This window comes from Kribbella sp. NPDC050470, from assembly GCF_044458365.1.
Taxonomy (GTDB): domain Bacteria; phylum Actinomycetota; class Actinomycetes; order Propionibacteriales; family Kribbellaceae; genus Kribbella.
This window is the reverse complement of the sequence record NZ_JBITHV010000016.1, coordinates 81,789-102,690: the sequence shown is the minus strand read 5'-3', so window position 1 is coordinate 102,690 and position 20,902 is coordinate 81,789. Positions and strand designations below refer to the sequence as shown.

The window sequence follows — 20,902 nt, the reverse complement described above, 5'->3', positions numbered from 1 at the left end:
AGCGCGCGCAGGATCTGAGGGGGTCGTCGTGACGCCGGCGGAGCAGGTCAGTTTGTGGCTGGCGCAGGGACGGGCAGCCGGGCGGGCTGTGGTGGTTGCCCGGTTGACGATTGCGGTGGCCGGTGCGGTGGCGTTGGTGGTTTCGGCCGTGCAGCCGTGGAATCAGCTGGACATGGTTCCCTTGGCGGGGATCCCGCTGCTGGTGGCGACGGTGGTGCTGCCGGACTCGCTGGCCGGGGTGATCTTCATGATCGTTGTCGCCGGTGGATGGCTGATCCGGGCGCCCGCCGAGGTGGGCTGGGGTGTGGTGCTGACCGGGATCGGCTTGCTGGTGGTGCATCTGGCGACCGCGTTCGCCGCGCAGGTCCCGTCGTACGCGCTCGTGCACCGGGACGCGCTCCGGCGATGGTGGTTGCCGGGGGCAATCGCTGTCGTGATCGTCCCGGTGGTGGCAGTCGCGGCCGCGCTGATCCAGGGGGCCGACGTCGCGGGCTCGATGCTGGTCACGGTCGCCGCGCTGCTCCTCGCCACGGCCGCGATCTGGTTCGCCGCCGGCCAGAAGGTCGGCCGGGACTAGGCCGGGTCGCCCAGGGTCGAGATGACTTCGTCGGCCCAGGGAACCGGTACGGCGGACGGGCCGAGGACCTGCATCGCGGTCATCACGGTGAGCAGCATGCCGGTGCCGAGGAACTCGCGCGCTTCGGTCGGGGATGCGCCGGTGAGGTCGCGGACCAGGCGGTAGATGCCGCCGAAGCGCTCGCGGACCACGTCGCCGATCGCGGGCTCGCCGCTGGCCGAGAAGCCGTGCAACAGGACCAGGAGTAGCTCCCGCTCGGCCAGGAAGGTCTCGTAGCGGCCGCCCAGGCTGGCCAGGGTCGGTTCCTCGGCCGCGGCCTCGCGGAAGGTCTGCTCGATCCGGTCGCACACGGACTGCAGCGCAGCCAGGAACAGCTGCTGCTTGGTGCCGAACAGGCGGATCACGTACGGCTGGGACACCCCGGCGATCCGGGCGATCTCGTCCGTCTTCGTCCCCGCGTACCCGGCCGCGCCGAACGCCTGCACCGCCGCCGCCAGCACCTCTTCACCACGCTCCGCCGCGGTCAATCGCACCCTCGCACCCATGCTCTCTCCCATCTGTTGGTTGACATGTTATCAGTGAATGCATACTTTGGGAGAGCTTGTTATCAGTCAATTACAACTAGGGGTGTGGGCATGACTTCGACCGCTCTCGACGAGAGGCTGGAACCGCAGGCGTCGCCGGGCCGCCGGTTCGGGCTGGGCGCCGTACTGACCGCGGTGGGGATCCCCACCTTCATGGTCACGTTGGACAACCTGGTCGTGACGAACGCGCTGCCGGTGATCAAGGCCGAGCTCGGCGCGTCGCTCTCCGACCTGCAGTGGTTCGTGAACGCGTACACGCTGGCCTTCGCCGCCCTGCTGCTGACCGCGGCCGCAATAGGTGACCGGCTCGGCCGCCGGCGGATCTTCCTGGCCGGCATCGCGCTGTTCACGGTGGCGTCGGCGGCCTGTGCGCTGGCGACCGAGCCGTGGATGCTGATCGGCGCCCGTGCGATTCAGGGCGTCGGCGCGGCCGCGGTCATGCCGTTGTCGCTGACGTTGCTGTCCGGCGCCGTACCCGAGAGGCTGCGTAGCGCCGCGATCGGCGCGTGGGGCGGCATCTCCGGTCTGGGTGTGGCGGTCGGTCCGGTCGTCGGCGGAGCGGTCGTCGACGGGCTGAACTGGCAGTGGATCTTCTGGCTGAACGTGCCGGTCGGCGTGGTCGCCGTACTGCTGGCCGCCCGAGTCCTTGGCGAGTCCAGGGGTACGGCGAAGCGCCTGGACCTGGCCGGGTTGGTCCTGGCGACGTCCGGCGTACTCGCGATCGTCTGGGGCGTCGTGCATGGCGCCGACGACGGCTGGACGTCCGGCGGTGTGCTCGGGTGGCTGATCGCCGGTGTGGTGCTGCTCGCCGGATTCGTCGCCTGGGAGCGGCGGAGCGCGGCGCCGATGCTGCCGCTGCGGTTGTTCTCGAACCGGGCGTTCAGCGTCGTGAACTTCGTGTCGTTCACGTTCTCCGTCGGTGTCTTCGGCGCGGTCTTCCTGCTCGCGCAGTTCTTCCAGGTGGTGCAGGGTTACAGCCCGCTGGAGTCCGGCGTCCGGACGTTGCCGTGGACGATGGCGCCGATGGTGGTCGCGCCGATCGCCGGGATGATCGTCGACCGGGTCGGTCCCCGGGTGCTGATCGCGACCGGCCAGGCGCTCCTCGCGGCCGCGCTCGGGTGGCTCGCGCTGATCACCACGGCCACGACCCAGTACGGCGAGATGGTGCTGCCGTTCGTCCTGGCCGGGATCGGGATGGGCCTGACCTTCGCGCCGGCGGCCAGTGTGGTGATGGCGAGTGCGCCCGACGCTGACCGTGGTGTTGCCTCCGGCACCAACAACACGATTCGCGAGGTCGGCGTCGCGATGGGGGTCGCCGTACTGGCCTCGGTGTTCGCCTCGGCCGGCTCCTACGAGTCCCCGGTCAGCTACACCGACGGCCTCGTCCCCGCAGTCTGGACCGGTGCCGCGATCGTCGCGGTGGGCACGGTCGTCGCCCTCCTCCTCCCTGGCCGCCGGCGCGCCTAGAGTGTCAGGGTGCTGGGTGCTGACGACGTACGACAGATCGCGCTGTCCTTCCCCGAGACGGTGGAGAAGCAGCGGTGGGGACACCCGACGTTCGACGTGGCCGGGCGGATGTTCATCACGATCCCGGACGACCAGACGTCGTTCGCGGTGCGGTGCCCCCGGCTGGAGCGGGACGAGCTGATCAAGGCGGAGCCGGAGAAGTTCTGGGTTCCGCCGCACGAGGCGGGTTCGAACTGGGTTCGGGCCCGCCTCGCCGCGCTCGAGGACGCCGACGAGCTGCGCGACATCCTGATCGACTCCTGGCGCCAGGTCGCACCCGACAACCTCGCCTGACCCACCGCCCACGCTCAGGTCGGGCGCGTGCCGTGGCGGACGTGTTCCTCGAAGAAGGCCAGCACCCGTTGCCAGGCGTCGGTTGCGGCCTCGGGGGCGTAGGTACGCCACTGGTCGTTGAAGAAGGAGTGCTTGGCTCCCTCGTAGACCTTCAGGTCGTGTGCGACGCCTGCAGCCGTCAGTTCGGTTTCGAGAATGCCGGCCGCCTTGGTCGTGAAGTCCTTGCCCGGCCAGGAGCCGACGACGGGACACAGTCGGCGGATCGCGTCTCGTGGCCTGGGTGCAGCGCCGTAGAACGGGGCAATCGCGCTCAGCCGGCCATCGGTGCAGGCCCAGGTCAGAACGATGGAGCCGCCGAGACAGAACCCGATGGCGCCGATGCGGTCGGCGTCGACGTCCGGATGGCTCGCCAGGTCTCCCAGGGCGTCCTTCAGCGAAGGAACGCCGTAGTGGTCGAGATTCCCCCTCATCGCGCCCACGAACATCCGGGCCATGCAGACAACCCGGCTTCGCCCCTGGAACAGGTCGACACCCAGGGCAGCGAATCCCTGGTCGGCGAATCGCCTGCAGATCTCCCGGATGTTGTCGTTGAGGCCGAATGCCTCATGGATCACGACCACGCCGGGGTGTGGGCCCACGCCGTCCGGCAGAGCCAGATACGCGCCGTTCATCGAGTCAGTCGTCATCAGCAGCCGCCGCGCCGGCTTCCAGGTACCGCTTGAGTCCCACCCAGTTCCGACGCTCCCAGGCCGGGCCGACCAGGGCCAGCACCGGGGTCATCACCCGCATCGGTCCGACCAGGCGCATGTCCCAGTCCCATCTCAGGCGCGTCCCGCCCTCCACCTCTGCGAACGTCAACGTGCCGTCGACCTGCAGGTACGACGAGCGCACCCTGTTGTGAAGCCGGCGCGGCCTGTCGTACTCCAGAACCTCGAGAACCATCTTTCCCCGGGCTCCCATCCCCTTGGGTTCGGCGACGAACCGTGCGCCCTGCCCCACTGGACCAGCGCTCACCTTCTCGGCGCGGATGATCCGGGGGTTGTACCTCGGCTCGTTCCGCTCGTCAGCGACCAGGTCGAACACCTTCTCGGCGGGTGCGTCGATCGTGACCTGTCCAGAGATGTGGGCCATCGCGGTCATCCTCTCGGCCTGGCCCGGACGTCAGGTGGCGCCGCCGTAGGGGACGGTGATGATCTCCAGCCAGTGCCCGTCGGGGCCTTCCCAGTAGAGGCCGCGGCCGCCGTCGCCGTGGTTGATCTCCTGCGGCTGCCGCTTGAACGGGTCGGCCCACCACTTGCGGCCGTCGTCGCGCAACCGGCCGAGGATCAGGTCGAACTCCTGCTCGCTCACCAGGAACGCGTAATGCTGGCCGTGGACCTCGCCCTCGGTGTCCATGAAGTCCAGGCTCGCCCCGTTGTCCAGCTTCAGCTCGGCAAACGGCCCGTACGCCCGCGCCTCCGGCAGGCCGAGGATCTCGCCGACATCGCGAGCCGCGGCCCACCGGTCCTTCACGTGCACGATCGTGTGGTTCAGCTCGATACTCATCAGGCCCCCGGATGCGGTCTCGGCGTGGTCACCACTGTGCACCCCGAGTCCGGCTCCCGTGAAGTGTCAGCTGACGTTGTTGGGTGACGCGGTGAAGGTGTTGCAGGTGGCCGGGTTGCCGGTCTTGAAGGACTGGCCCATGAACCGTCCCTGACTCGCCTTGCTGCCGTGGGTGCCCTCGTTCGGCTTGTCGCCGGCGGTGACGACCCACTTGTTCCACACCTGCAGCATCAGCCCGTTGATCGGGTAGCTGCGCTTGGTCACGGCGAGGAAGACCCCGGCGAAGCAGTTCGCCTGCAACTCGGTACGGCGATTCATCCGCAACCGCTCGTCGTACGACGAGGCGTCGTACTCCAGGTCGTGTGCGGCCTCCAGGATCCCGGTGATCTCCTGGACGTGGTGACCGTACTCGTGCGCGATCGAGCGGGTGTACCACATCCGCGAGTACGCCTTGGACTCCGCGTCCGGGTACTCCATGTAGGTCTTCACGAACACGTCGACCTTCATGTACATCGTCTGGTTCGTCGGGCAGTAGAACGGCACCGCGACCGGGCCGCTGCCGCACGGGTTGGAGTAGCTGGTGCCCGCCCAGTAGACCATCTTCGGCGACACGAACCGGTAGCCCGCCTTGGCGACCAGCGGCGCCCAGCCGCGGTCCAGGCAGGGCTTGACCGCGGCCCAGTAGGCGGCGGCGTTGCGCTGGTTGGTCGGGCGGACCCGGGGCTCGCGGCAACCCGTCGCGGCCATCTGGCCGGCCTTGTAGAGCCGGTTCTTCGCGACGACGTCGATCGCCTTCGGCTCCGGCGCCTCCGTGGTGGTGCTGGTCGGCTGCTCCGTCGGCTCGGACGTGGGTTCTCCGGTCGGCTCCGAGGTCGTGGTCGGGGACGGCGTGTACCGGCCCGAGCTCACCGGCGGCGTGTAGTCGTCGTCGGCGTCCTTGCTCACCTGGCTCCAGATGAACGCGCCGGCGACCGCGACCGCGAGCAGGCCGAGCACCAGGACCGCGGGGCCCTTGGACTTCTTCTTCGGCGGCTGCTGCGGCTGCCAGCCAGGCTGGAAGCCGGGCCCTCCCGGCGCGCCGGGACCGGGCGGTCCGAAGCTGGGTCCCCAGCCGAATCCCTGTCCCTGCTGGGGCGCGACCGACACCGGTGCGTACTGCGGCTGCCCGCCGTACTGGCCCGGTGGCGGACCGTAAGGCTGAGGCGGCGGGCCCGGCGGAGGCGCTGGCTGCTGGTACGGCGGGTACGGCGGGTACGGCGGGTTCTGGCCCTGCGGACCGCCGAACGGTGTCTGGCTCAACCCCGGTCCCTTCCTTGAACGGCGACGGCCACAGTATCGGCAGAAACAGGTCAGCCGACTCCGGCCCGCGGGGGTAGGGTCGGCCAGGTGACCGATGCCACCACACCGAGCAGCCCGATCGATCAGCTCTCCGAGCGGTACCTGGAGGAGCTCGTCGTGCTGTCCCCGACCGCGGCCACGTTCATGGGGATCGAGGGCCACGACCACGAGCTGCCGGACTACACGCCGGCCGGGTTCGAGGCGTTGATCGAGCTGACCCGGCGGTCGCTGGCCGAGGCGCGGGCGACGGCGACCGGCAGCCCGCGCGAGGAGGTCGCCAAGGACGCGTTCCTGGAGCGGCTCGGGCTGGACCTGGAGACGTACGAGGCCGGCGTGCCGCAGCACCAGCTGAACGCGATCGCCTCGGTCCCGACCGAGATCCGCCAGGTGTTCGACCTGATGCCGACGGCGACCCCGGAGGACTGGGAGACGATCGCCATCCGGCTCAACCAGGTCGGCACGACGCTCGACGGGTACCGCGAGACCCTGCTCGAGCAGGCCGGTCAGGGCAGGGTGTCGGCGCTGCGCCAGGTGAACGACCTGGCCGACCGGATCGCCAGCTGGACCGGCGCGGACGGCGACGACTTCTTCGGCGGGCTCGCCGCGCAGGCCCCGGACAGCCCGGTCAAGGCGACCGTGGAGGCGGCGTCCGCATCGGCGCGGAAGGCGTTCGAGCAGTTCGGCGGCTGGCTGCGCTCGGAGATCGCGCCGCGGGCTCCGGAGCGGGACGCGTGTGGTCGCGAGGTCTACTCGCTTGCCTCCCGCAACTTCCTCGGCGCCGAGATCGACCTGGAGGAGACCTACGCCTGGGGCTGGCAGGAGTTGGCCCGGATCGAGGCGGACATGCAGGCGATCGCGGCCGGCCTGAACGACGGCGACCGCAGCATCGAGGCCACGGCCGCGCTGCTGGACGACGACCCGGCCCGCAAGATCCACGGCAAGGAAGCGTTCCGGGACTGGATGCAGCAGTTGTCCGACCGGGCGGTGGCCGAGCTGGGCGGCACCCACTTCGACATCCCGGAAGAGATCCGCACCCTGCAGTGCATGATCGCGCCGACCTCGGACGGCTCGATCTACTACACGCCGCCGAGTGAGGACCTGACCACCCGGCCGGGCCGGATGTGGTGGGCGGTGCCGAGCGGCCTCGAGGACTTCGCCACCTGGCGCGAGGTCACCACCGTCTACCACGAGGGTGTGCCCGGCCATCACCTCCAGTGCGCGCAGACCATGCTGCGCACCGACCTGCTGAACCGCTGGCAGCGGATCGCCTGCTGGGTCTCCGGCCACGGCGAGGGCTGGGCCCTGTACGCCGAGCGCCTGATGGAGGAGCTGGGTTACCTCGAGGACCCGGGCGCGCGGTTCGGGATGCTGGACGCGCAGGGCTTCCGGGCGGCACGGGTGATCGTCGACATCGGCATGCACCTCGAGCTGGAGATCCCCGCGGACAACTCGTTCGGCTGGCGGCCGGGGGAGGTGTGGAACGCGGACCTCGGGTTCGAGTTCCTGCGGGCGCACTGCCGGATGGAGACCGAGTTCCTGAAGGCCGAGCTCAACCGGTACCTGGGCTGGCCGGGCCAGGCGCCGGCGTACAAGGTGGGCGAGCGGATCTGGCTGCAGGCGCGGGACGAGGCAAGGCAGCGGAAGGGATCCGCGTTCGACCTGCGCAGCTTCCACTCCGACGCGCTCGACCTCGGCTCGATCGGGCTCGACCCGCTGCGGCGCGCCCTGGCGAAGCTGTGAGCGTCCGGTTCGTGCTCGCGTCGGCGTCACCGGCGCGACTGAAGACGTTGCGCGGCGCCGGTGTCGAGCCGGAGGTGATCGTCTCCGGTGTCGACGAGGACCACGTGACCGCGGAGAGCCCGGGCGAGCTGGCCCGGGTGCTGGCGACGCTGAAGGCGCGGGCCGTGGTCGCCGATCTGACCGAGCACGCGACCGTGCTCGGCTGCGACTCGGTCCTCGAGCTGGACGGCGAGCCCTTCGGCAAGCCCGGTACGCCGGAGATCGCGCGTGAACGACTCCGGTCGATGCGTGGGCGGACCGGCGTACTGCACACCGGGCACTGCCTGATCGACACCGCCTCCAAGCAGGAGCTGCGCGAGCTCGAGTCGACGAAGGTCTACTTCGCCGACCTCACCGACGAGGAGATCGACGCGTACGTCGAGACCGGCGAACCGCTCGTGGTCGCCGGCTCCTTCACCGTCGACGGCCTGGGCGGCGCGTTCGTCACCGGGATCGAAGGCGACTACCACAACGTCGTCGGCGTCTCACTGCCGTTGCTCCGCCGGATGCTCGCCGAGGTGGGCATCAGCTGGCCGGCGCTCTGGAAGTCCTCCCCGCGGACCTCGTACGACGAGACCGAGGCCGCCCGGTACGACGACACCCGCGGCGGCGCCGTACGTGCGCAAGCTGCCGCGGATGCGATCGACTCGCTGCTGCCGAAGGGCGGCCGGGTCCTGGAACTTGCCGTCGGCACCGGCATCGTCGGAGCCGAGCTTGTTGCCCGCGGCAACCTCGTGCACGGGGTGGACCTGTCCACGGCGATGCTCAAGCACGCCCGCATCCGCCTGCCCGGCCATGTCGCGGCGGCCAACGCGGGCCAGTTGCCGATCGCGGACCGTCGGTGCGACGCGGTGGTCGCCATCTGGCTGCTGCACCTGCTGGACGACAGCGAGCCTGTGATCGCCGAGGTCGCCCGGGTGCTGCGCACGGACGGCGTCTTCATCACGACCACCGAGAAATCCGAGGCCAGCCGCTACGCGGACGGCCGTGGTCCCAACGACTCCCGGTCCCAGGACGCCCTCTCCCACCTGGTCGCCACGGCCGCCCGCCACGGCCTCACCCTGGACGCCGCGACGACCTTCCCCGGCCCACCCCGCACCTCCGGCCAACCCGCGCTCTACCCACTCGTCCGCTTCCGCCGCACCGTGACCGGCTAACGTTCGGCCGTGACTGAGTACATCGACGGCGTCCGGGTGCTGCGGCACAGCGGCACCCAGAACCACACCGACGTCACGCTGACCTTCGCGGTCGGCTCCCGGGACGAGACCCTGCGGACCGTCGGGGTTGCGCATCTGCTCGAGCACTTGGTGATGCACGCCGTACGCCACCTGCCGATCGAGATGAACGCCGAGGTCGACCTGATGACGACCACGTTCGTGGCGTCCGGGTCGGCGGCGCGGGTCGGGGAGTTCCTGTCCGGGTTGTGCCGCGCGCTCGCCGCGCCATCGGTCGAGCGGATGGCTGTGGAGGTTGGTGTGCTCGCGGCCGAGGACGGTCATGACACCCATCCGGTGGTGGCTCAGCTGCTGAACGTGAAGTACGGCGCCAGTGGCCCAGGCTTGGCGTGGTTGGAGGGTCCTGGGTACGACGGCCTGACTGCGGAGCACGTCACCGCGTTTGCTCGGACGTGGTTCGTCCCGTCCAACGCGGTGCTGCAGGTGACCGGTCCGTTGCCGGACGACCTTCGGCTCGAACTGCCCAGCGGCACAGTGCCTCCTCGGGACTACCCGGTCGGCCGGTCCTTCGACGGTCCGGTGGTGGTCGGGTACGGCATGCCGGCCGCCGGGGTCCTGCTCACGCTGCCGCCGGACGATGCCGTACGGCGTTCCACCCTGGCGATCGACGTACTGCGGCAGCGGGTCGAGGAGGAGTGCCGGCACGCCGGCGGGCACAGCTACGACATCGGATGCGATCTGGTCGGGACCGACTGGGTGGTGTACGCCGAGGCGCGCGAGGGCAGCGAGGAGGCGGTGTCCCGGGCGTTCGTCGAGGCACTGACCGACCTGGCCGAGAACGGCCCGACCGAGGCCGAGGTCGCGTTCCAGCTCGCGCGGTATCAGGAGCAACTCGACGCCGGCGAGCCCGAGCTCCGCCGGACTTTCGGGAACGCGATGGCGCGCAGGTTCGGTGAGCCTGAGCGAGAGGCAGTCGATCGCGTGGAGTTGGCGGGACTGCTGCCGGCCGACGTTGCCGCCGTACTGAAGGCCGCGCTTCCGGCCGCGATCGGCTACACGTATGAAGACGCTCCGGTGATCTGGGAGCAGGCCGGTTTCCGCCAGGAGTCGCTCTGCCCGGTGATCCCGGCGATGCCCGCCGGTCAGACGTTCAAGCCGCCGCTGACGGCGCGGGCCTTCGTCAAGGAGGCCCGCTCGATGCTGTGGGTGCGAACCGATACCGCACTCGTCCTGCGGGACGAGGACGGCGTGCACGAGATCAGCTGGGACGGGATCGCCGGCGTGATGCGGTCCGAGGACGGCCCGACCGTCGTACTCGGCCTGAACGGTTGTGCGATCCCGATCGGCGCCGGCATGTTCCGCGGCGCCGCCGGTCTGCTCACCGAGCTGTCCGAACGGGTCCCGCCGGAACTCTGGTTCGACGAGACGAAGCTCGACGCCTAAGCGGTCAGCCCGGACTTCTCGTCGAGCAACTGCAGAAGGTCGTGGGCAGCGAGCTCGACAGCTTTGTGCCGCCACTCGGAGGCCCGGTAGACCGAGGCGATCAGCGCGGTCCGATGGATCCGCCGAAAGTCCCCGATCACGAACCCGTACCGGGCCTTGGTCTCGTCCGACGGCCCGACCGTCAGCCCAAGATGCCAGGCCGCGTACTCCTCCCAGCTGTGGTTCTCCAGGTACGCGTTCTGGTCGTCCGCCCGGGGCTGCACCTCACCCCAGTCACTGTCCAGCACATACTGCCGCCCCTCGATCAGCCGCTTCGCCTGCTCGACAGCCGCCGGGTTGACCTCGTACTTGGCCATGCCCCCAGTGTTACGGGTGAGCCGACGCTCGCCAACGACCCGGGCCGGGATGGAAGGGCTGCCGGGCGTGTCGCCAGTACGTCGCCCAGTCGGACGCCCGGCCGGGCTCCGACGGTACGGCGGTGACCGTGGAGCGGGCTGCGATCACGGTGACGAGCGCGGCGAGCTCCTCGGGAGTGGGGTCGCCTTTGACTACCTGGAGGATGGTCACAACGGGATGTTCCCATGCTTCTTCGGGGGCAGGGTGTCGCGCTTGGTGCGGAGCAGGCGGAGGGCGCGGACGATTTCGGCGCGGGTCTCGCTCGGCTTGATCACCGCGTCGATGTAGCCGCGCTCGGCCGCGATGTACGGGTTCGCCAGGTGGTCCTCGTACTCGGTGATCAGCTGCTGGCGACGCGACTCGGCGTCGTCGGCCGCGGCGAGCTCCCGACGGTACAGGATGTTGACCGCGCCCTGGGCGCCCATCACCGCGATCTGCGCGGTCGGCCAGGCGATGTTCATGTCGGCGCCGAGGTGCTTCGACCCCATCACGTCGTACGCGCCGCCGTACGCCTTGCGGGTGATGACGGTGATCATCGGAACGGTCGCCTCGGCGTAGGCGTAGATCAGCTTGGCGCCGCGGCGGATGATGCCGTTCCACTCCTGGTCGGTGCCGGGCAGGAAGCCGGGCACGTCCACGAAGGTCAGGATCGGCAGGTTGAACGCGTCGCAGGTGCGGACGAACCGCGCGGCCTTCTCGGAGGCGTCGATGTCCAGCGTGCCGGCGAACTGCATCGGCTGGTTCGCGACCACGCCGACCGGGCGGCCCTCGACCCGGCCGAAGCCGACGATCATGTTCGGCGCGAACAGCGCCTGCACCTCGAGGAAGTCGCCCTCGTCCAGCACCGCCTCGATCGCGGTGTGCATGTCGTACGGCTGGTTCGGCGAGTCCGGGATCAGCGTGTCGAGCGCCAGGTCGGTCTCGGCCGGCTCCAGGTCGGCCTCGAAGTCGTAGGCCGGCGGATCCTCCAGGTTGTTCTGCGGCAGGTGCCCGACCAGCGCCTTCACCCACTCGATCGCGTCCTCCTCGTCGCTGCCGAGGTAGTGCGCGTTACCGGACTTCGTGTTGTGCGTCCGGGCGCCGCCGAGCGCCTCCTGGGTGACGTCCTCACCGGTGACGGTCTTGATCACGTCCGGCCCGGTGATGAACATGTACGACGACTCGTCCACCATCACGGTGAAGTCGGTGACCGCGGGGGAGTAGACGGCGCCACCGGCGCACGGGCCCATGATCAGCGAGATCTGCGGGATCACCCCGGAGGCGCGGACGTTGCGGCGGAAGATCTCGCCGTACAGGCCGAGGCTGACCACGCCCTCCTGGATCCGGGCGCCGCCGGAGTCGTTGATGCCGATCAGCGGGCAGCCGATCTTCATCGCCAGGTCCATCACCTTGACGATCTTCTCGCCGAACACCTCGCCGAGGCTGCCGCCGAAGACGGTGAAGTCCTGGGCGAACACGCACACCTGGCGGCCGTCGATGGTGCCGAACCCGGTCACCACGCCGTCGCCGTACGGACGGTTGCCGTCCAGCCCGAACGCGGTCGAGCGGTGCCGCGCGAACTCGTCCAGCTCGGAGAAGGAGCCCTCGTCCAGCAGCAGCGCGATCCGCTCCCGGGCGGTCTTCTTGCCGCGCGCGTGCTGCTTCTCCACCGCGCGCTCCGACCCGGCGTGCACGGCCTCGTCCAGCCGGTGCTCGAGGTCTGCGAGCTTCCCGGCCGTGGTGTGGATGTTCACCGTCTCTCCCATAATCGGGCAGCCTACGCGCCGGTACGCCGTACTGCCCTGTGACGTCCACCGCAACGCCGTGACTGAACCCGCACCCTCGGTAGGTTGCTCCGCGTGGCCGACCCGGTGCTGAACGACCTCATCCGCAAGATCAACCAGCTCGTCGTCGACGACACCGGCGGCCGGTCGATGGCGACCGGTGACCAGGTGCCCGGCGTGACCCGCGGCAACCAGCGTCGGCTGCTGCCGCTTGCGGAGAACCTCGACATCCCGGCCCGCCTCGCGCCGAGTCCCGAGGCGGTGGTCAACCGCGGCGACGGCGAGACGTACGACCAGCGCGTGGGCATCCGGGCCGCGCTGACCGAGGTGGTGGCGAGCTGCGCGAACACTCTCGAGCCCCCGAGTCCGCTGCCGGCGCCTGCCGACTCGTTCCACCGCAGCCGCCTCGGAATCGCAGTGAGCAGGGCGTATGCCGCCGCGGCGACGCCGAGGCTCGCACCACAGCTCTTCGCGAACGGGCGGGCCGACGACCTCGGCCGGTTCACGCAGCCGATCCTCGAGGGTGACGTCGCGGCTGCGCGGGCGCTGGCCCTCGCGATCGGGGCCCGGGTCAACCAACGTGACGACATGGTGCTGACCGCACTCGTCGGGGCCGGCCGCGGCGGCGTTGCTCCGGAGGCCGCCCGGATGGTGCTGGGCGTCACGCCGGGGTTCGCGACGCTGCCGGATGCCGAGCAGGAGGCCGCCGTACGGGCGTTCGCGCAGGACCTCGAGACGGGCTTCGCGGCGCGCGACCTGACCGGAGCCAGGTCCCGCAAACTGACCGAGGAGGTCGAGAACCGGCGTCAGGACATCGCCGCGGGAGCGGGCGCGGTCGACACGGCGCACCGGCTGGCCGCCACCGAGATCCAGAAGCTGCACGGGTTCCTGGACGAGTTGGACACGTGGCATCCGGCTCGGCGGGAGCGGGCGCAGAAGATCACCGGCGTGCAGCGGCCCGAGTCCGTCCACCAGTTGGTGGAACGCATCGAGCGGGAGGTCGGTGAGCTGACCGGCGCTCCGCGGTCCCGGTGGACCCGTGACGACGGGTCGCTCCAGCTCACTGACGACCAGGAGCACGCCCTGGCCAGGTTGGCCGAAGCCGTCCGGCTCCGGCCGGAGGAGGTGACGGCCGCCCGGGACGGGTTCCGGCAGGCCACCGCGGAGTTGGCCCGCATGGCCGTCCCGGACGAGTACGACTGGCGGTACGACGAGGCGGCCGCGAGTGTCGCGCCGCGGTTCCTCACACTCGAACAGGGCGTCAGTACGGCGTTTGCCGAGGACAACGTCAACGTGATCGTCGGCCGGACCCTCCCGGCCACGCTCGCGACGCAACTCCAGGGACCGCGGGAGGTGAGCCAGGACGGGCCTGCGGCTGTCGCGCGCGGGTTCGCCGCGGCCGTCGACGCGGCCAACCGGCGGCCGGCCGGCGAGACCCTTCGCCTGATGGCCGGACAGGGCCGGGCCGGGATGGCGATCGTGGCGGCGGAACGAATCGCGGCCGGAGTCCCGAACCTAGAGCGGCCCACCGCGGTCACGCTGATCGCCGAGGCGATCGACCAGAGCTTCGACGACCTCCCGCAGGTCCGGGACGCCCAGGCGTACGGCGCGGACGTCGCCCGGCTGGCCCAGTCCATGGCCGAGAACTTCGCCGAGGAGGCAGCCGAGGCCGCCGCGCCGCTGCGGCTGCAACCGGCGGCCGAGCGCCCGGCGAACATTCGTCAGCTGATGGAGCGCATCCAAGGCAGCGTCGGCGAGCTGACCGGCGCACCGGACTCCCTGTGGAACAACCAGTTCGAACTGATGCCGCAGGAAGCTGTCGCGCCGTCCGCCGAGGGCACGATGTACGTCGAGCGCAACGCCGACCTCGCGATGGTGCAACTGACCGATGGCGCGGACATGCCGCTCGTGGCGGCCCTGCGTGACTCCTCTGGCAACATCACTCGCGAGCAGTTGGCGGACGCGTACGAGGGCATCACCGCAGCCACCGCGTCGTACGCACAGTGGGCGGTGCCCGCCGGACAGACCCGCGAGGACGAGACGCGGGCGGAAGCGGACCCGCAGTACGGCGCGCTCGCGGCGTCGGTGCGGAACGCCTTCGTCGAGGACAACCGCGACGAGATCATCGACAGCGTGCTGCCGGCCGAGCTCGCGGACCAGGTGAAGTCAGCAGGGCCGTCGTACGTCGACTCGGCCTGGGCGCCGGCGGCGCGCGGACTCGCTCAGTCCATCGACGAGGCCACCGAAGCAGCGCCTGGCACGACGCTTCGGCTGTTGGCGGGACAGCCGCGCGCCGGGATCGCCTCGGCCGCCGCGGAGGCGTTGGTGGCCGACACGGATATTCCGGATGCCGACCGGCCGGCCGCCGTACGCGGGGCCGCGGATCGGATCGGGCACGCGTTCGGCAACCTCCCGGCTCAGCTCGCGGCCTGGCAGGAGGCGGGTACGACGGACGCCGACCTGGCGGCCAAGTCGTTCGAGTACGGGCAAGAACTGGGTATGGAGGCCAACGACCTGGTCCGCGATCGTGAGGACAGCATGTTCACGATCGCGGCGCCGGCCGATCCGCACCTGCGGTTCGCCAACGACCCGGCGGCGGCGCGGCCGGTCAGCGTCAAGGCGCCGGCGGCCGCTCCGGGAGCGAACCGTGGGACCGCCGAGTCCAAGCCCCGCGGTCTGGGCGAGCGCGGCTGACCAGCGGCTTCGAGCTGACCGGCGGCTTCGAGCTGATCGCGGCTTCAGGCCGGCCGGTGGCTCAGGCTGGGCCGACGGCGAAGATCTTGGTGAGGCGGGCGGCCAGGGCCAGATCGCCGCGGACCGAGAGGCGTTGTTTGAGGACCGCCAGCACGGGGTCCTCGATGCCGGTGACGACGCGCAGCAGCGTGGCCGGGTCGGTGCGGATGGAGATGTCGGCGCTCTCGGGCCGATCGTCGAGCAGCCGGCAGCGACCGTCGCTGACCCGGATCCAGAACTCGTCCACGTCCCCCGCGACACCGTTCCCGCCGGCCCCCGTGATCTGCCAGGCGACGACTGCGTCGAACCCGGCAGCCCGGGCGGGTCGGAGGTACTCCGGCATCCGGCGAAAGATCTCGCGCAACGCGACCTCCCGCACGCCCCCGATGAGCCGATGCCGAAGCTCCCGCTCCGACGTCCGGTCCACCAGCCGGGCGAGCTCACCCGCGTCGAGCGAGGTCAGGCCGTCGGACTCCAGCCAGCCCGCGCTGCCTCGCTCGGTCATGGCGACCTCCCCGAAGGTGTGGAGACCCGGGACCGTAGGCGCATTCCGGACCGGGTTCCTACCAGACCGTAGGAATTTCCTACGATCTGGTAGGTTTTGTCAAGTGGTGGAGGACTCCGAACCGCGCCGCCGGGCGGCCCATCTGGGCCCGGAGCGCCGGCGGCCGATGATCCTGGACGCCGCCCTGGGGGTCTTCTCCGAGAAGGGCTACGCCGGAACGACGATGCAGTCGGTAGCGGACGCCGCCGGGGTGACCAAGCCGGTCGTCTACGCCTCCTTCGCCAACCGCGACGAGCTCCTGCTGGCCCTGCTGGCCCGCGAGGAGCAGCACCTGGTCATCTCGATCGTCGCCGCGCTCCCGGCCGACCCGAGCGTCGGCACCCCCGAGGAGCACGTCCTCGACGGCCTGACCGCCTTCCTCACCACCGCCGCGCAGCACCCGCGGTCCTGGCGGATCGTCTTCGGAGCCCAGTACGGCGCCGCCCCTGTCGTCGCCGAACGCGTGCGAGCCGCCCGGGCGTTCCTGGTCGAGGGCGTGCGGCTGACCCTGATGAAGTCCCTGCCCGGCGTCACCGCCCCGGACGCGAACCTGCCGGTGCTGGCCGAGCTGCTCGCGTCGATGACCGAGGCCTGCGCCCGGATGCTCGTCGTCGACGGCACCGACCGGACCCCGGCGGAGCTGGCCAAGGTCGTCTCCCAGGTCGTCGGCGGCGGCTTCGGCAACGTCTGACCCGCCGTACTGGGAAGTAGCTCCAGACACGGTCACGATCAGGCTTCCAGCAGGCGGACTGGGCGGCGCGGGCGTGCGCCCGCCGATAGGGTGGGCGAACGTGACCGAGACCGGTAGTGAGACCCGTACCCGCGCGCGGTTCGAGGTGCCCGAAGAGCTTCGGGCCGACGTGCGCCTGCTCGGCGAGATCCTCGGCAAGGTGCTCGTCGAGTACGCCGGTCAGCCGCTGCTCGACGACGTCGAGAAACTCCGCGAGCTCACCATCGCCGGTGACGGCGCGGCGGCCGAGCAACTGGTCGCGTCCTGGCCGCACGAGCGGGCCGAGGACGTCGCGCGGGCGTTCACCTGCTACTTCCACCTCACCAACCTGAGCGAGGAACTGCACCGCGCCCGGGTGCTGCGCGAGCGTGACCGGGTCGGGAACGCGCCGGTGGTGTCGGAGCTGGCCCAGGCGGTCGAGAAGATCTCGTTGGAGAGCGGCGAGCAGCAGGCCCGCGCGCTGCTGAACGGGCTGGAGTTCCGCCCGGTGCTGACTGCGCACCCGACCGAGGCCCGGCGGCGCGCCGTACTGGCGACCATCCGGCGGATCTCGTCGCTGCTGGAGGAGCGGTCCGACCCGCGCGCCGGGGACAGCGAGCTGGCCGAGAACCAGCGCCGCCTGGTCGAGCAGGTCGACATCCTTTGGCGTACGTCGCAGCTGCGGACCAGCCGCCCGTCACCGCTGGACGAGGTGCGGTCCGCGATGGCGGTGTTCGAAGAGACCCTGTTCGATGTCGTTGGCAACGTGTACCGACGGCTCGACGACGCGCTGGCCGGTGACGCGGCCGGGACGAAGCTGCCCGTAGTCGCGCCGTTCGTCCGGCTCGGCTCGTGGATCGGCGGCGACCGCGACGGCAACCCGAACGTCACCGCGGCGATCACCCGCGAGGCCATGCAGATCCAGGCCGACCATGTCCTGCGGGCGCTCGAGCGAGCCACCGACGAGCTCGGCCGGGCGCTGACCCTGGACGCGGCGACCACTCCGCCGTCCGCGCCGGTCCGCCGCATCCTGGAGGACGCTCGCGCGGTCAACCCGGACCTGATCGCCGACATCGAAACCCGCTCGCCCGCCGAACCACACCGTCAGCTCCTGCTGCTTGCCGCGCGGCGGCTGGCGGCGACGCGCGCCCGGGACGCCGACTTCGGCTACCCGCGAGCTGCTGACTTCCTGCACGAGCTGAAGGTCCTGCAGGACTCGCTGGTCACCGCAGGCGCTCCACGGCAGGCGTACGGCGAGCTGCAGCAGCTCATCTGGCAGGTGAACTCGTTCGGCTTCCACCTGGCCGAGCTGGAGGTTCGCCAGCACTCGTCGGTGCACACCAAGGCGCTTGAAGAGGTGCTCGGCGGTGGTGAGCTCTCCGACCAGACCGAAGAGGTGCTCGCCACGCTGCGCGTGATCGGCCAGATCCAGCAGCGCTTCGGCCCCGAGGCATGTCGGCGGTACGTCGTTTCGTTCACCCGGAACGCTGGTGACCTCGCTGCGGTCTACGAGCTGGCCGACGCCGCGATGGACGGCCGGCCGATCGAGCTTGACGTCGTACCGCTGTTCGAGACCGGTGAGGACCTGCAGAACTCGGTGGAGGTGCTGGACAACGCGATCCAGCTCACCCGGGTACGACACCGGCTCACCGCGAACGACCGGCGCTTCGAGGTCATGCTCGGGTACTCCGACTCCGCCAAGGACGTCGGGCCGGTGTCAGCGACGCTGGCTCTGTACGACGCGCAGGCGCGGATCACTGCGTGGGCTCAGCGCAACGCGATCCGGCTGACCCTGTTCCACGGCCGCGGTGGTGCCCTCGGCCGTGGCGGTGGTCCTGCGAACCGCGCCGTACTCGCGCAGGCTCCTGGGTCTGTGTCGGGGCGCTTCAAGCTCACTGAGCAGGGCGAGGCGATCCCTGCTCGCTACGGCAACGCGGCCATCGCCCAGCGGCACATCGAGCAGGTGACTGCGGCGACGCTATTGGCATCCACTCCGGCTGTCGAGGAGCGGGCGGCCGCTGCGGCCAACCGGTTCTCGGTGGTGGAGAAGACCCTCGACGAGGCCGCGCGTACGGCGTACCACCAGCTGGTGAAGGCGGACGGCTTCGCGGAGTGGTTCGGCCGGGTGACTCCGCTGGAGGAGCTCGGTCAGCTGCCGCTCGGGTCGCGTCCTGCCCGCCGTGGTGTGGCGGTGTCGTCGCTGGAGGACCTGCGGGCGATCCCGTGGGTGTTCGCGTGGTCGCAGGCCCGCGTGAACGCGCCCGGCTGGTACGGCCTCGGTTCAGCGCTGGCCGCCGTCGGGGATGTCGCCGTACTGCGGGACGCGAACCAGAACTGGCCGCTGTTCCAGGTGATGCTGGAGAACGCGGAGATGTCGCTGGCCAAGACGGACCGGCGGATCCTCGGCCGCTACCTGGAGCTGGGCGACCGGTCGGACCTGACGCAGCTGATGCTCGACGAGCACGCCCTGACGACCGAGTGGGTGCTCAAGGTGCTCGACCAGGACCGCCTGCTGGCCGGACGGCGCGTGCTGGGCCGTGCAGTCGAGCTGCGCAACCCGTACGTCGACGCACTGAGCTACCTGCAGCTGCGTGCACTGCGGACGCTGCGGACAGACGACTCACTGGACGAGGAGCAGATCGTCCGGACCCGGCGGCTGCTGTTGCTGACCGTCTCGGGTGTTGCCGCCGGCCTGCAGAACACCGGCTGATGTTCAGCGACCTGGAACGGCCGCCGCTCGACGCGCGCTTCCTGAGTGGGCGGCTGGTACGACCCGGCTCGCTCTGGACGCAGATCGACGTACTGACCGAGACGGAGTCGACGAACGCCGTCGTGGCCGCTGCTGCGGCTGCCGGCGCTCCTGAGGGGCTGGTGGTCACTGCGGAGCATCAGTCGTCGGGTCGTGGGCGGCTGGGGCGTACGTGGACCACTCCGCCGCGGTCTGCGCTACTGACGTCGGTTCTGCTGCGTCCGACGGCTGTGCCTGCCGCACGGTGGCCGTGGCTCGGGTTGCTGGTCCCGTTGGCAGTGGCAGCCGCCGTACGACGGGTGGGGGAGATCCCGGCTCAGGTGAAGTGGCCGAACGACGTACTGGTCGAGGACCGCAAGCTGGCCGGCATCCTGCTCGAGCGCGTCGAAGGACCCGCGGCTGTGGTCGGTATCGGGCTCAACGTGACCCTGCGCGAGTCGGAGAAGCCGCATCCTGCTGCGACGTCGCTGGCGCTCGAGCATGCTGCGACGACTGACCGGGTGACCGTGCTGGCCGCCGTACTGCGGGAGCTTGCGACTCGCTACGAGGCGTGGCGCTCGGAAAACGGCGACCCGGAGACGATCCTGCCGGAGTACCGCGAGTACTCCGCGACGCTCGGGCGTCAGGTGCGCGTGGAGTTGCCGGAGGGGACGTTCCTGGAAGGCACCGCACGCGATCTGGCCGACGACGGCCGGCTGATCGTCGACACCCCCGGCGGCGTCCGACCGCTCGCCGCCGGGGATGTCACGCATCTGCGTACTAGCTCGTGAAGATCTTTGCCGCGGTGATGAGCGTCTGGATGACGCCGTAGCCGAGTAGTACGGCGACCAGCAGCCAGGAGATCACCAGGCGTGGGGTCTGGTTCATTTCGCCTCCTCCATCGTCGGCTCGGATCGCTCGTGGAACCGGGCGGCGACCGGGCGGATCAGCCAGCGGCTGTATCCCGGCGGAGCGACGGTGTGCTCCCGATCGAGTACCGACAGAACGGCCATGGATGGCTCCCTTTCGCACCAAGATCAGCACTGCATGCTCGGGCGGTTACTCCTCGCGCATCTTGGCCCACTGTATGCATTTTGTGAAGTGTTGAACCACTGGGCGGAAAGGCGGTCGTGTCGGGACAGGACAAGCGAACCCGGGAACTGTGACACTGTGACCATGGCGATCTCGGCGAAGTTGTTGGGCGAGGACGAGTACGTCGTCGTCAGCACCCGGACGCACTGGAAGGCGCTGATCTTCCCGGTGTTCGTGCTGCTCGTGGTGGCGGGCGTGGGTGGTTTCGTGGCCGCGATCGTGCCGTCCGGCAGCCTGCAGACCCCGGCCCGGATCGCCGTCCTCGCGGTCGGGGTGGTGGTGCTGGTGACGTTCGCCGCGAAGCCGTTCCTGAACTGGTTCTTCTCCACCTACACGCTGACCAACCGCCGGCTGATCACCCGGCACGGCATCCTCACCCGGACCGGCCGGGACATCCCGCTGATGCGGATCAACGACGTCTCCTACGAGCACGGCCTGATCGACCGCATCCTCGGCTGCGGCACCCTCCACATCGAGTCCGCCGGCGAACGCGGCCAGGTCGTCCTGCCCGACGTACCCCACGTGGAGCACGTCCACCTGCAGATGTCCGACCTCCTCTTCGGCGGCCCCGAAGGCCGCCCCGGCGACGGGATCCTCGACAACGAGGAGCCCCCTGACCACATGCGCCGCCGCCCCCAGGCGGAGCCGGACGCCGAGACCCTCTTCAGCTCCGACGACAACGACCGCCGCTGACGG

The 20,902-nt window shown here is 70.3% G+C and carries 21 protein-coding genes; 11 read left to right on the top strand and 10 right to left on the bottom strand.

All coding sequences use genetic code 11. The features are described 5' to 3' along the window. Positions 1–28 precede the first annotated feature (28 nt). Positions 29–577: a hypothetical protein gene (locus ACIBGM_RS40185; RefSeq protein ID WP_360521944.1), complete on the top strand. Its 549-nt coding sequence runs from the start codon at positions 29–31 to the stop codon at positions 575–577. Here ACIBGM_RS40185 and ACIBGM_RS40180 read toward each other — a convergent pair. After that, positions 574–1,122 carry a TetR/AcrR family transcriptional regulator gene (locus ACIBGM_RS40180; protein ID WP_360521941.1) on the bottom strand — a complete coding sequence of 183 codons (549 nt, stop codon included), beginning with the start codon at positions 1,120–1,122 and terminating at the stop codon, positions 574–576. The genes ACIBGM_RS40185 and ACIBGM_RS40180 overlap by 4 nt on opposite strands. 90 nt (positions 1,123–1,212) lie before the next feature. Here ACIBGM_RS40180 and ACIBGM_RS40175 point away from each other — a divergent pair, with 90 nt between their 5' ends. Together ACIBGM_RS40175 and ACIBGM_RS40170 are read left to right on the top strand one after the other, a co-directional pair. Continuing rightward, complete coding sequence (locus tag ACIBGM_RS40175) at positions 1,213–2,628, top strand: MFS transporter (protein WP_360521938.1); 1,416 nt, start codon at positions 1,213–1,215, stop codon at positions 2,626–2,628. 9 nt (positions 2,629–2,637) lie between these two features. Further along, on the top strand, positions 2,638–2,961 hold the full coding sequence (locus tag ACIBGM_RS40170; RefSeq protein WP_360521934.1) for an MmcQ/YjbR family DNA-binding protein: 324 nt from the start codon (positions 2,638–2,640) through the stop codon (positions 2,959–2,961). A 14-nt stretch (positions 2,962–2,975) separates the two neighbouring features. Here ACIBGM_RS40170 and ACIBGM_RS40165 read toward each other — a convergent pair whose 3' ends face one another. The 4 genes from ACIBGM_RS40165 to ACIBGM_RS40150 all read right to left on the bottom strand — a co-directional run bounded on the left by ACIBGM_RS40165 (position 2,976) and on the right by ACIBGM_RS40150 (position 5,805). Further along, on the bottom strand, positions 2,976–3,647 hold the full coding sequence (locus ACIBGM_RS40165) for a dienelactone hydrolase family protein (protein ID WP_360521931.1): 672 nt from the start codon (positions 3,645–3,647) through the stop codon (positions 2,976–2,978). Then, a complete protein-coding gene (locus ACIBGM_RS40160) occupies positions 3,637–4,092 on the bottom strand; it encodes an SRPBCC family protein (protein ID WP_360521928.1) in 456 nt (151 codons plus the stop codon). The genes ACIBGM_RS40165 and ACIBGM_RS40160 overlap by 11 nt, the downstream gene beginning before the upstream one ends. A gap of 30 nt (positions 4,093–4,122) precedes the next feature. Further along, positions 4,123–4,506, bottom strand: coding sequence for a VOC family protein (locus ACIBGM_RS40155; RefSeq protein WP_360521925.1), 384 nt, complete (start codon positions 4,504–4,506; stop codon positions 4,123–4,125). A 66-nt stretch (positions 4,507–4,572) separates the two neighbouring features. Continuing rightward, positions 4,573–5,805, bottom strand: a complete 1,233-nt coding sequence (locus ACIBGM_RS40150) for a neutral zinc metallopeptidase (RefSeq protein ID WP_360521922.1) — start codon at positions 5,803–5,805, stop codon at positions 4,573–4,575. Positions 5,806–5,892: 87 nt separating this feature from the next. Here ACIBGM_RS40150 and ACIBGM_RS40145 point away from each other — a divergent pair, with 87 nt between their 5' ends. The 3 genes from ACIBGM_RS40145 to ACIBGM_RS40135 are packed head-to-tail and all read left to right on the top strand — an operon-like array spanning position 5,893 to position 10,241. After that, entirely contained in the window at positions 5,893–7,584 is a 1,692-nt protein-coding gene (locus tag ACIBGM_RS40145; RefSeq protein ID WP_360521919.1) for a DUF885 domain-containing protein, read from the top strand. Next, positions 7,581–8,780 (top strand): Maf family nucleotide pyrophosphatase, encoded by a 1,200-nt coding sequence (locus ACIBGM_RS40140; protein ID WP_360521916.1) that lies wholly within the window; start codon positions 7,581–7,583, stop codon positions 8,778–8,780. The genes ACIBGM_RS40145 and ACIBGM_RS40140 overlap by 4 nt, the downstream gene beginning before the upstream one ends. 9 nt (positions 8,781–8,789) lie before the next feature. Then, the gene (locus tag ACIBGM_RS40135; protein WP_360521913.1) at positions 8,790–10,241 is read left to right on the top strand and encodes an insulinase family protein; all 1,452 of its coding nucleotides are present in this window, start codon (positions 8,790–8,792) and stop codon (positions 10,239–10,241) included. Here ACIBGM_RS40135 and ACIBGM_RS40130 read toward each other — a convergent pair. From ACIBGM_RS40130 to ACIBGM_RS40120, 3 genes are read right to left on the bottom strand one after another with little or no spacing between them, the layout of a single operon-like run. Then, the gene (locus tag ACIBGM_RS40130) at positions 10,238–10,597 is read right to left on the bottom strand and encodes a hypothetical protein (RefSeq protein WP_360521910.1); all 360 of its coding nucleotides are present in this window, start codon (positions 10,595–10,597) and stop codon (positions 10,238–10,240) included. The two genes, ACIBGM_RS40135 and ACIBGM_RS40130, sit on opposite strands and share 4 nt — an antisense overlap. A 10-nt stretch (positions 10,598–10,607) precedes the next feature. Next, positions 10,608–10,808, bottom strand: a complete 201-nt coding sequence (locus ACIBGM_RS40125) for an acyl-CoA carboxylase subunit epsilon (RefSeq protein WP_360521907.1) — start codon at positions 10,806–10,808, stop codon at positions 10,608–10,610. Beyond that, positions 10,805–12,382, bottom strand: a complete 1,578-nt coding sequence (locus ACIBGM_RS40120; protein ID WP_360521904.1) for an acyl-CoA carboxylase subunit beta — start codon at positions 12,380–12,382, stop codon at positions 10,805–10,807. The genes ACIBGM_RS40125 and ACIBGM_RS40120 overlap by 4 nt, the downstream gene beginning before the upstream one ends. A 93-nt stretch (positions 12,383–12,475) precedes the next feature. On the opposite strand from ACIBGM_RS40120, the gene ACIBGM_RS40115 reads away from it, so the two are divergent. Continuing rightward, positions 12,476–15,094, top strand: coding sequence for a hypothetical protein (locus tag ACIBGM_RS40115; protein ID WP_396388532.1), 2,619 nt, complete (start codon positions 12,476–12,478; stop codon positions 15,092–15,094). Positions 15,095–15,155: 61 nt separating this feature from the next. On the opposite strand, the gene ACIBGM_RS40110 is transcribed toward ACIBGM_RS40115, so the two are convergent. Next, the gene (locus ACIBGM_RS40110; protein WP_360521898.1) at positions 15,156–15,638 is read right to left on the bottom strand and encodes an SCP2 sterol-binding domain-containing protein; all 483 of its coding nucleotides are present in this window, start codon (positions 15,636–15,638) and stop codon (positions 15,156–15,158) included. Positions 15,639–15,741: 103 nt separating this feature from the next. Between ACIBGM_RS40110 and ACIBGM_RS40105 the strand changes: the two genes are divergently transcribed. The 3 genes from ACIBGM_RS40105 (at position 15,742) to ACIBGM_RS40095 (ending at position 19,905) form a co-directional block, all read left to right on the top strand. After that, positions 15,742–16,368: a TetR/AcrR family transcriptional regulator gene (locus ACIBGM_RS40105; protein ID WP_396388531.1), complete on the top strand. Its 627-nt coding sequence runs from the start codon at positions 15,742–15,744 to the stop codon at positions 16,366–16,368. A 100-nt stretch (positions 16,369–16,468) separates the two neighbouring features. Continuing rightward, positions 16,469–19,096, top strand: coding sequence for a phosphoenolpyruvate carboxylase (locus ACIBGM_RS40100; RefSeq protein ID WP_360521892.1), 2,628 nt, complete (start codon positions 16,469–16,471; stop codon positions 19,094–19,096). Further along, a complete protein-coding gene (locus ACIBGM_RS40095) occupies positions 19,096–19,905 on the top strand; it encodes a biotin--[acetyl-CoA-carboxylase] ligase (RefSeq protein WP_396388529.1) in 810 nt (269 codons plus the stop codon). Before ACIBGM_RS40100 ends, ACIBGM_RS40095 begins: the two co-directional genes overlap by 1 nt. Positions 19,906–19,998: 93 nt before the next feature. Here ACIBGM_RS40095 and ACIBGM_RS40090 read toward each other — a convergent pair whose 3' ends face one another. Then, positions 19,999–20,127, bottom strand: coding sequence for a hypothetical protein (locus ACIBGM_RS40090; protein WP_360521886.1), 129 nt, complete (start codon positions 20,125–20,127; stop codon positions 19,999–20,001). Between the two features lie 163 nt (positions 20,128–20,290). On the opposite strand from ACIBGM_RS40090, the gene ACIBGM_RS40085 reads away from it, so the two are divergent. Further along, positions 20,291–20,899: a PH domain-containing protein gene (locus tag ACIBGM_RS40085; protein WP_360521883.1), complete on the top strand. Its 609-nt coding sequence runs from the start codon at positions 20,291–20,293 to the stop codon at positions 20,897–20,899. Positions 20,900–20,902: the final 3 nt, after the last annotated feature.

Coding starts and splice junctions, on each gene's coding strand:
- ACIBGM_RS40180 (WP_360521941.1), bottom strand. CDS start 1,122: ATGGGTGCGAGGGTGCGATTGACCGCGGCGGAGCGTGGTGAAGAGGTG.
- ACIBGM_RS40175 (WP_360521938.1), top strand. CDS start 1,213: ATGACTTCGACCGCTCTCGACGAGAGGCTGGAACCGCAGGCGTCGCCG.
- ACIBGM_RS40165 (WP_360521931.1), bottom strand. CDS start 3,647: ATGACGACTGACTCGATGAACGGCGCGTATCTGGCTCTGCCGGACGGC.
- ACIBGM_RS40160 (WP_360521928.1), bottom strand. CDS start 4,092: ATGGCCCACATCTCTGGACAGGTCACGATCGACGCACCCGCCGAGAAG.
- ACIBGM_RS40155 (WP_360521925.1), bottom strand. CDS start 4,506: ATGAGTATCGAGCTGAACCACACGATCGTGCACGTGAAGGACCGGTGG.
- ACIBGM_RS40130 (WP_360521910.1), bottom strand. CDS start 10,597: ATGGCCAAGTACGAGGTCAACCCGGCGGCTGTCGAGCAGGCGAAGCGG.
- ACIBGM_RS40120 (WP_360521904.1), bottom strand. CDS start 12,382: ATGGGAGAGACGGTGAACATCCACACCACGGCCGGGAAGCTCGCAGAC.
- ACIBGM_RS40110 (WP_360521898.1), bottom strand. CDS start 15,638: ATGACCGAGCGAGGCAGCGCGGGCTGGCTGGAGTCCGACGGCCTGACC.
- ACIBGM_RS40095 (WP_396388529.1), top strand. CDS start 19,096: ATGTTCAGCGACCTGGAACGGCCGCCGCTCGACGCGCGCTTCCTGAGT.
- ACIBGM_RS40090 (WP_360521886.1), bottom strand. CDS start 20,127: ATGGCCGTTCTGTCGGTACTCGATCGGGAGCACACCGTCGCTCCGCCG.
- ACIBGM_RS40085 (WP_360521883.1), top strand. CDS start 20,291: ATGGCGATCTCGGCGAAGTTGTTGGGCGAGGACGAGTACGTCGTCGTC.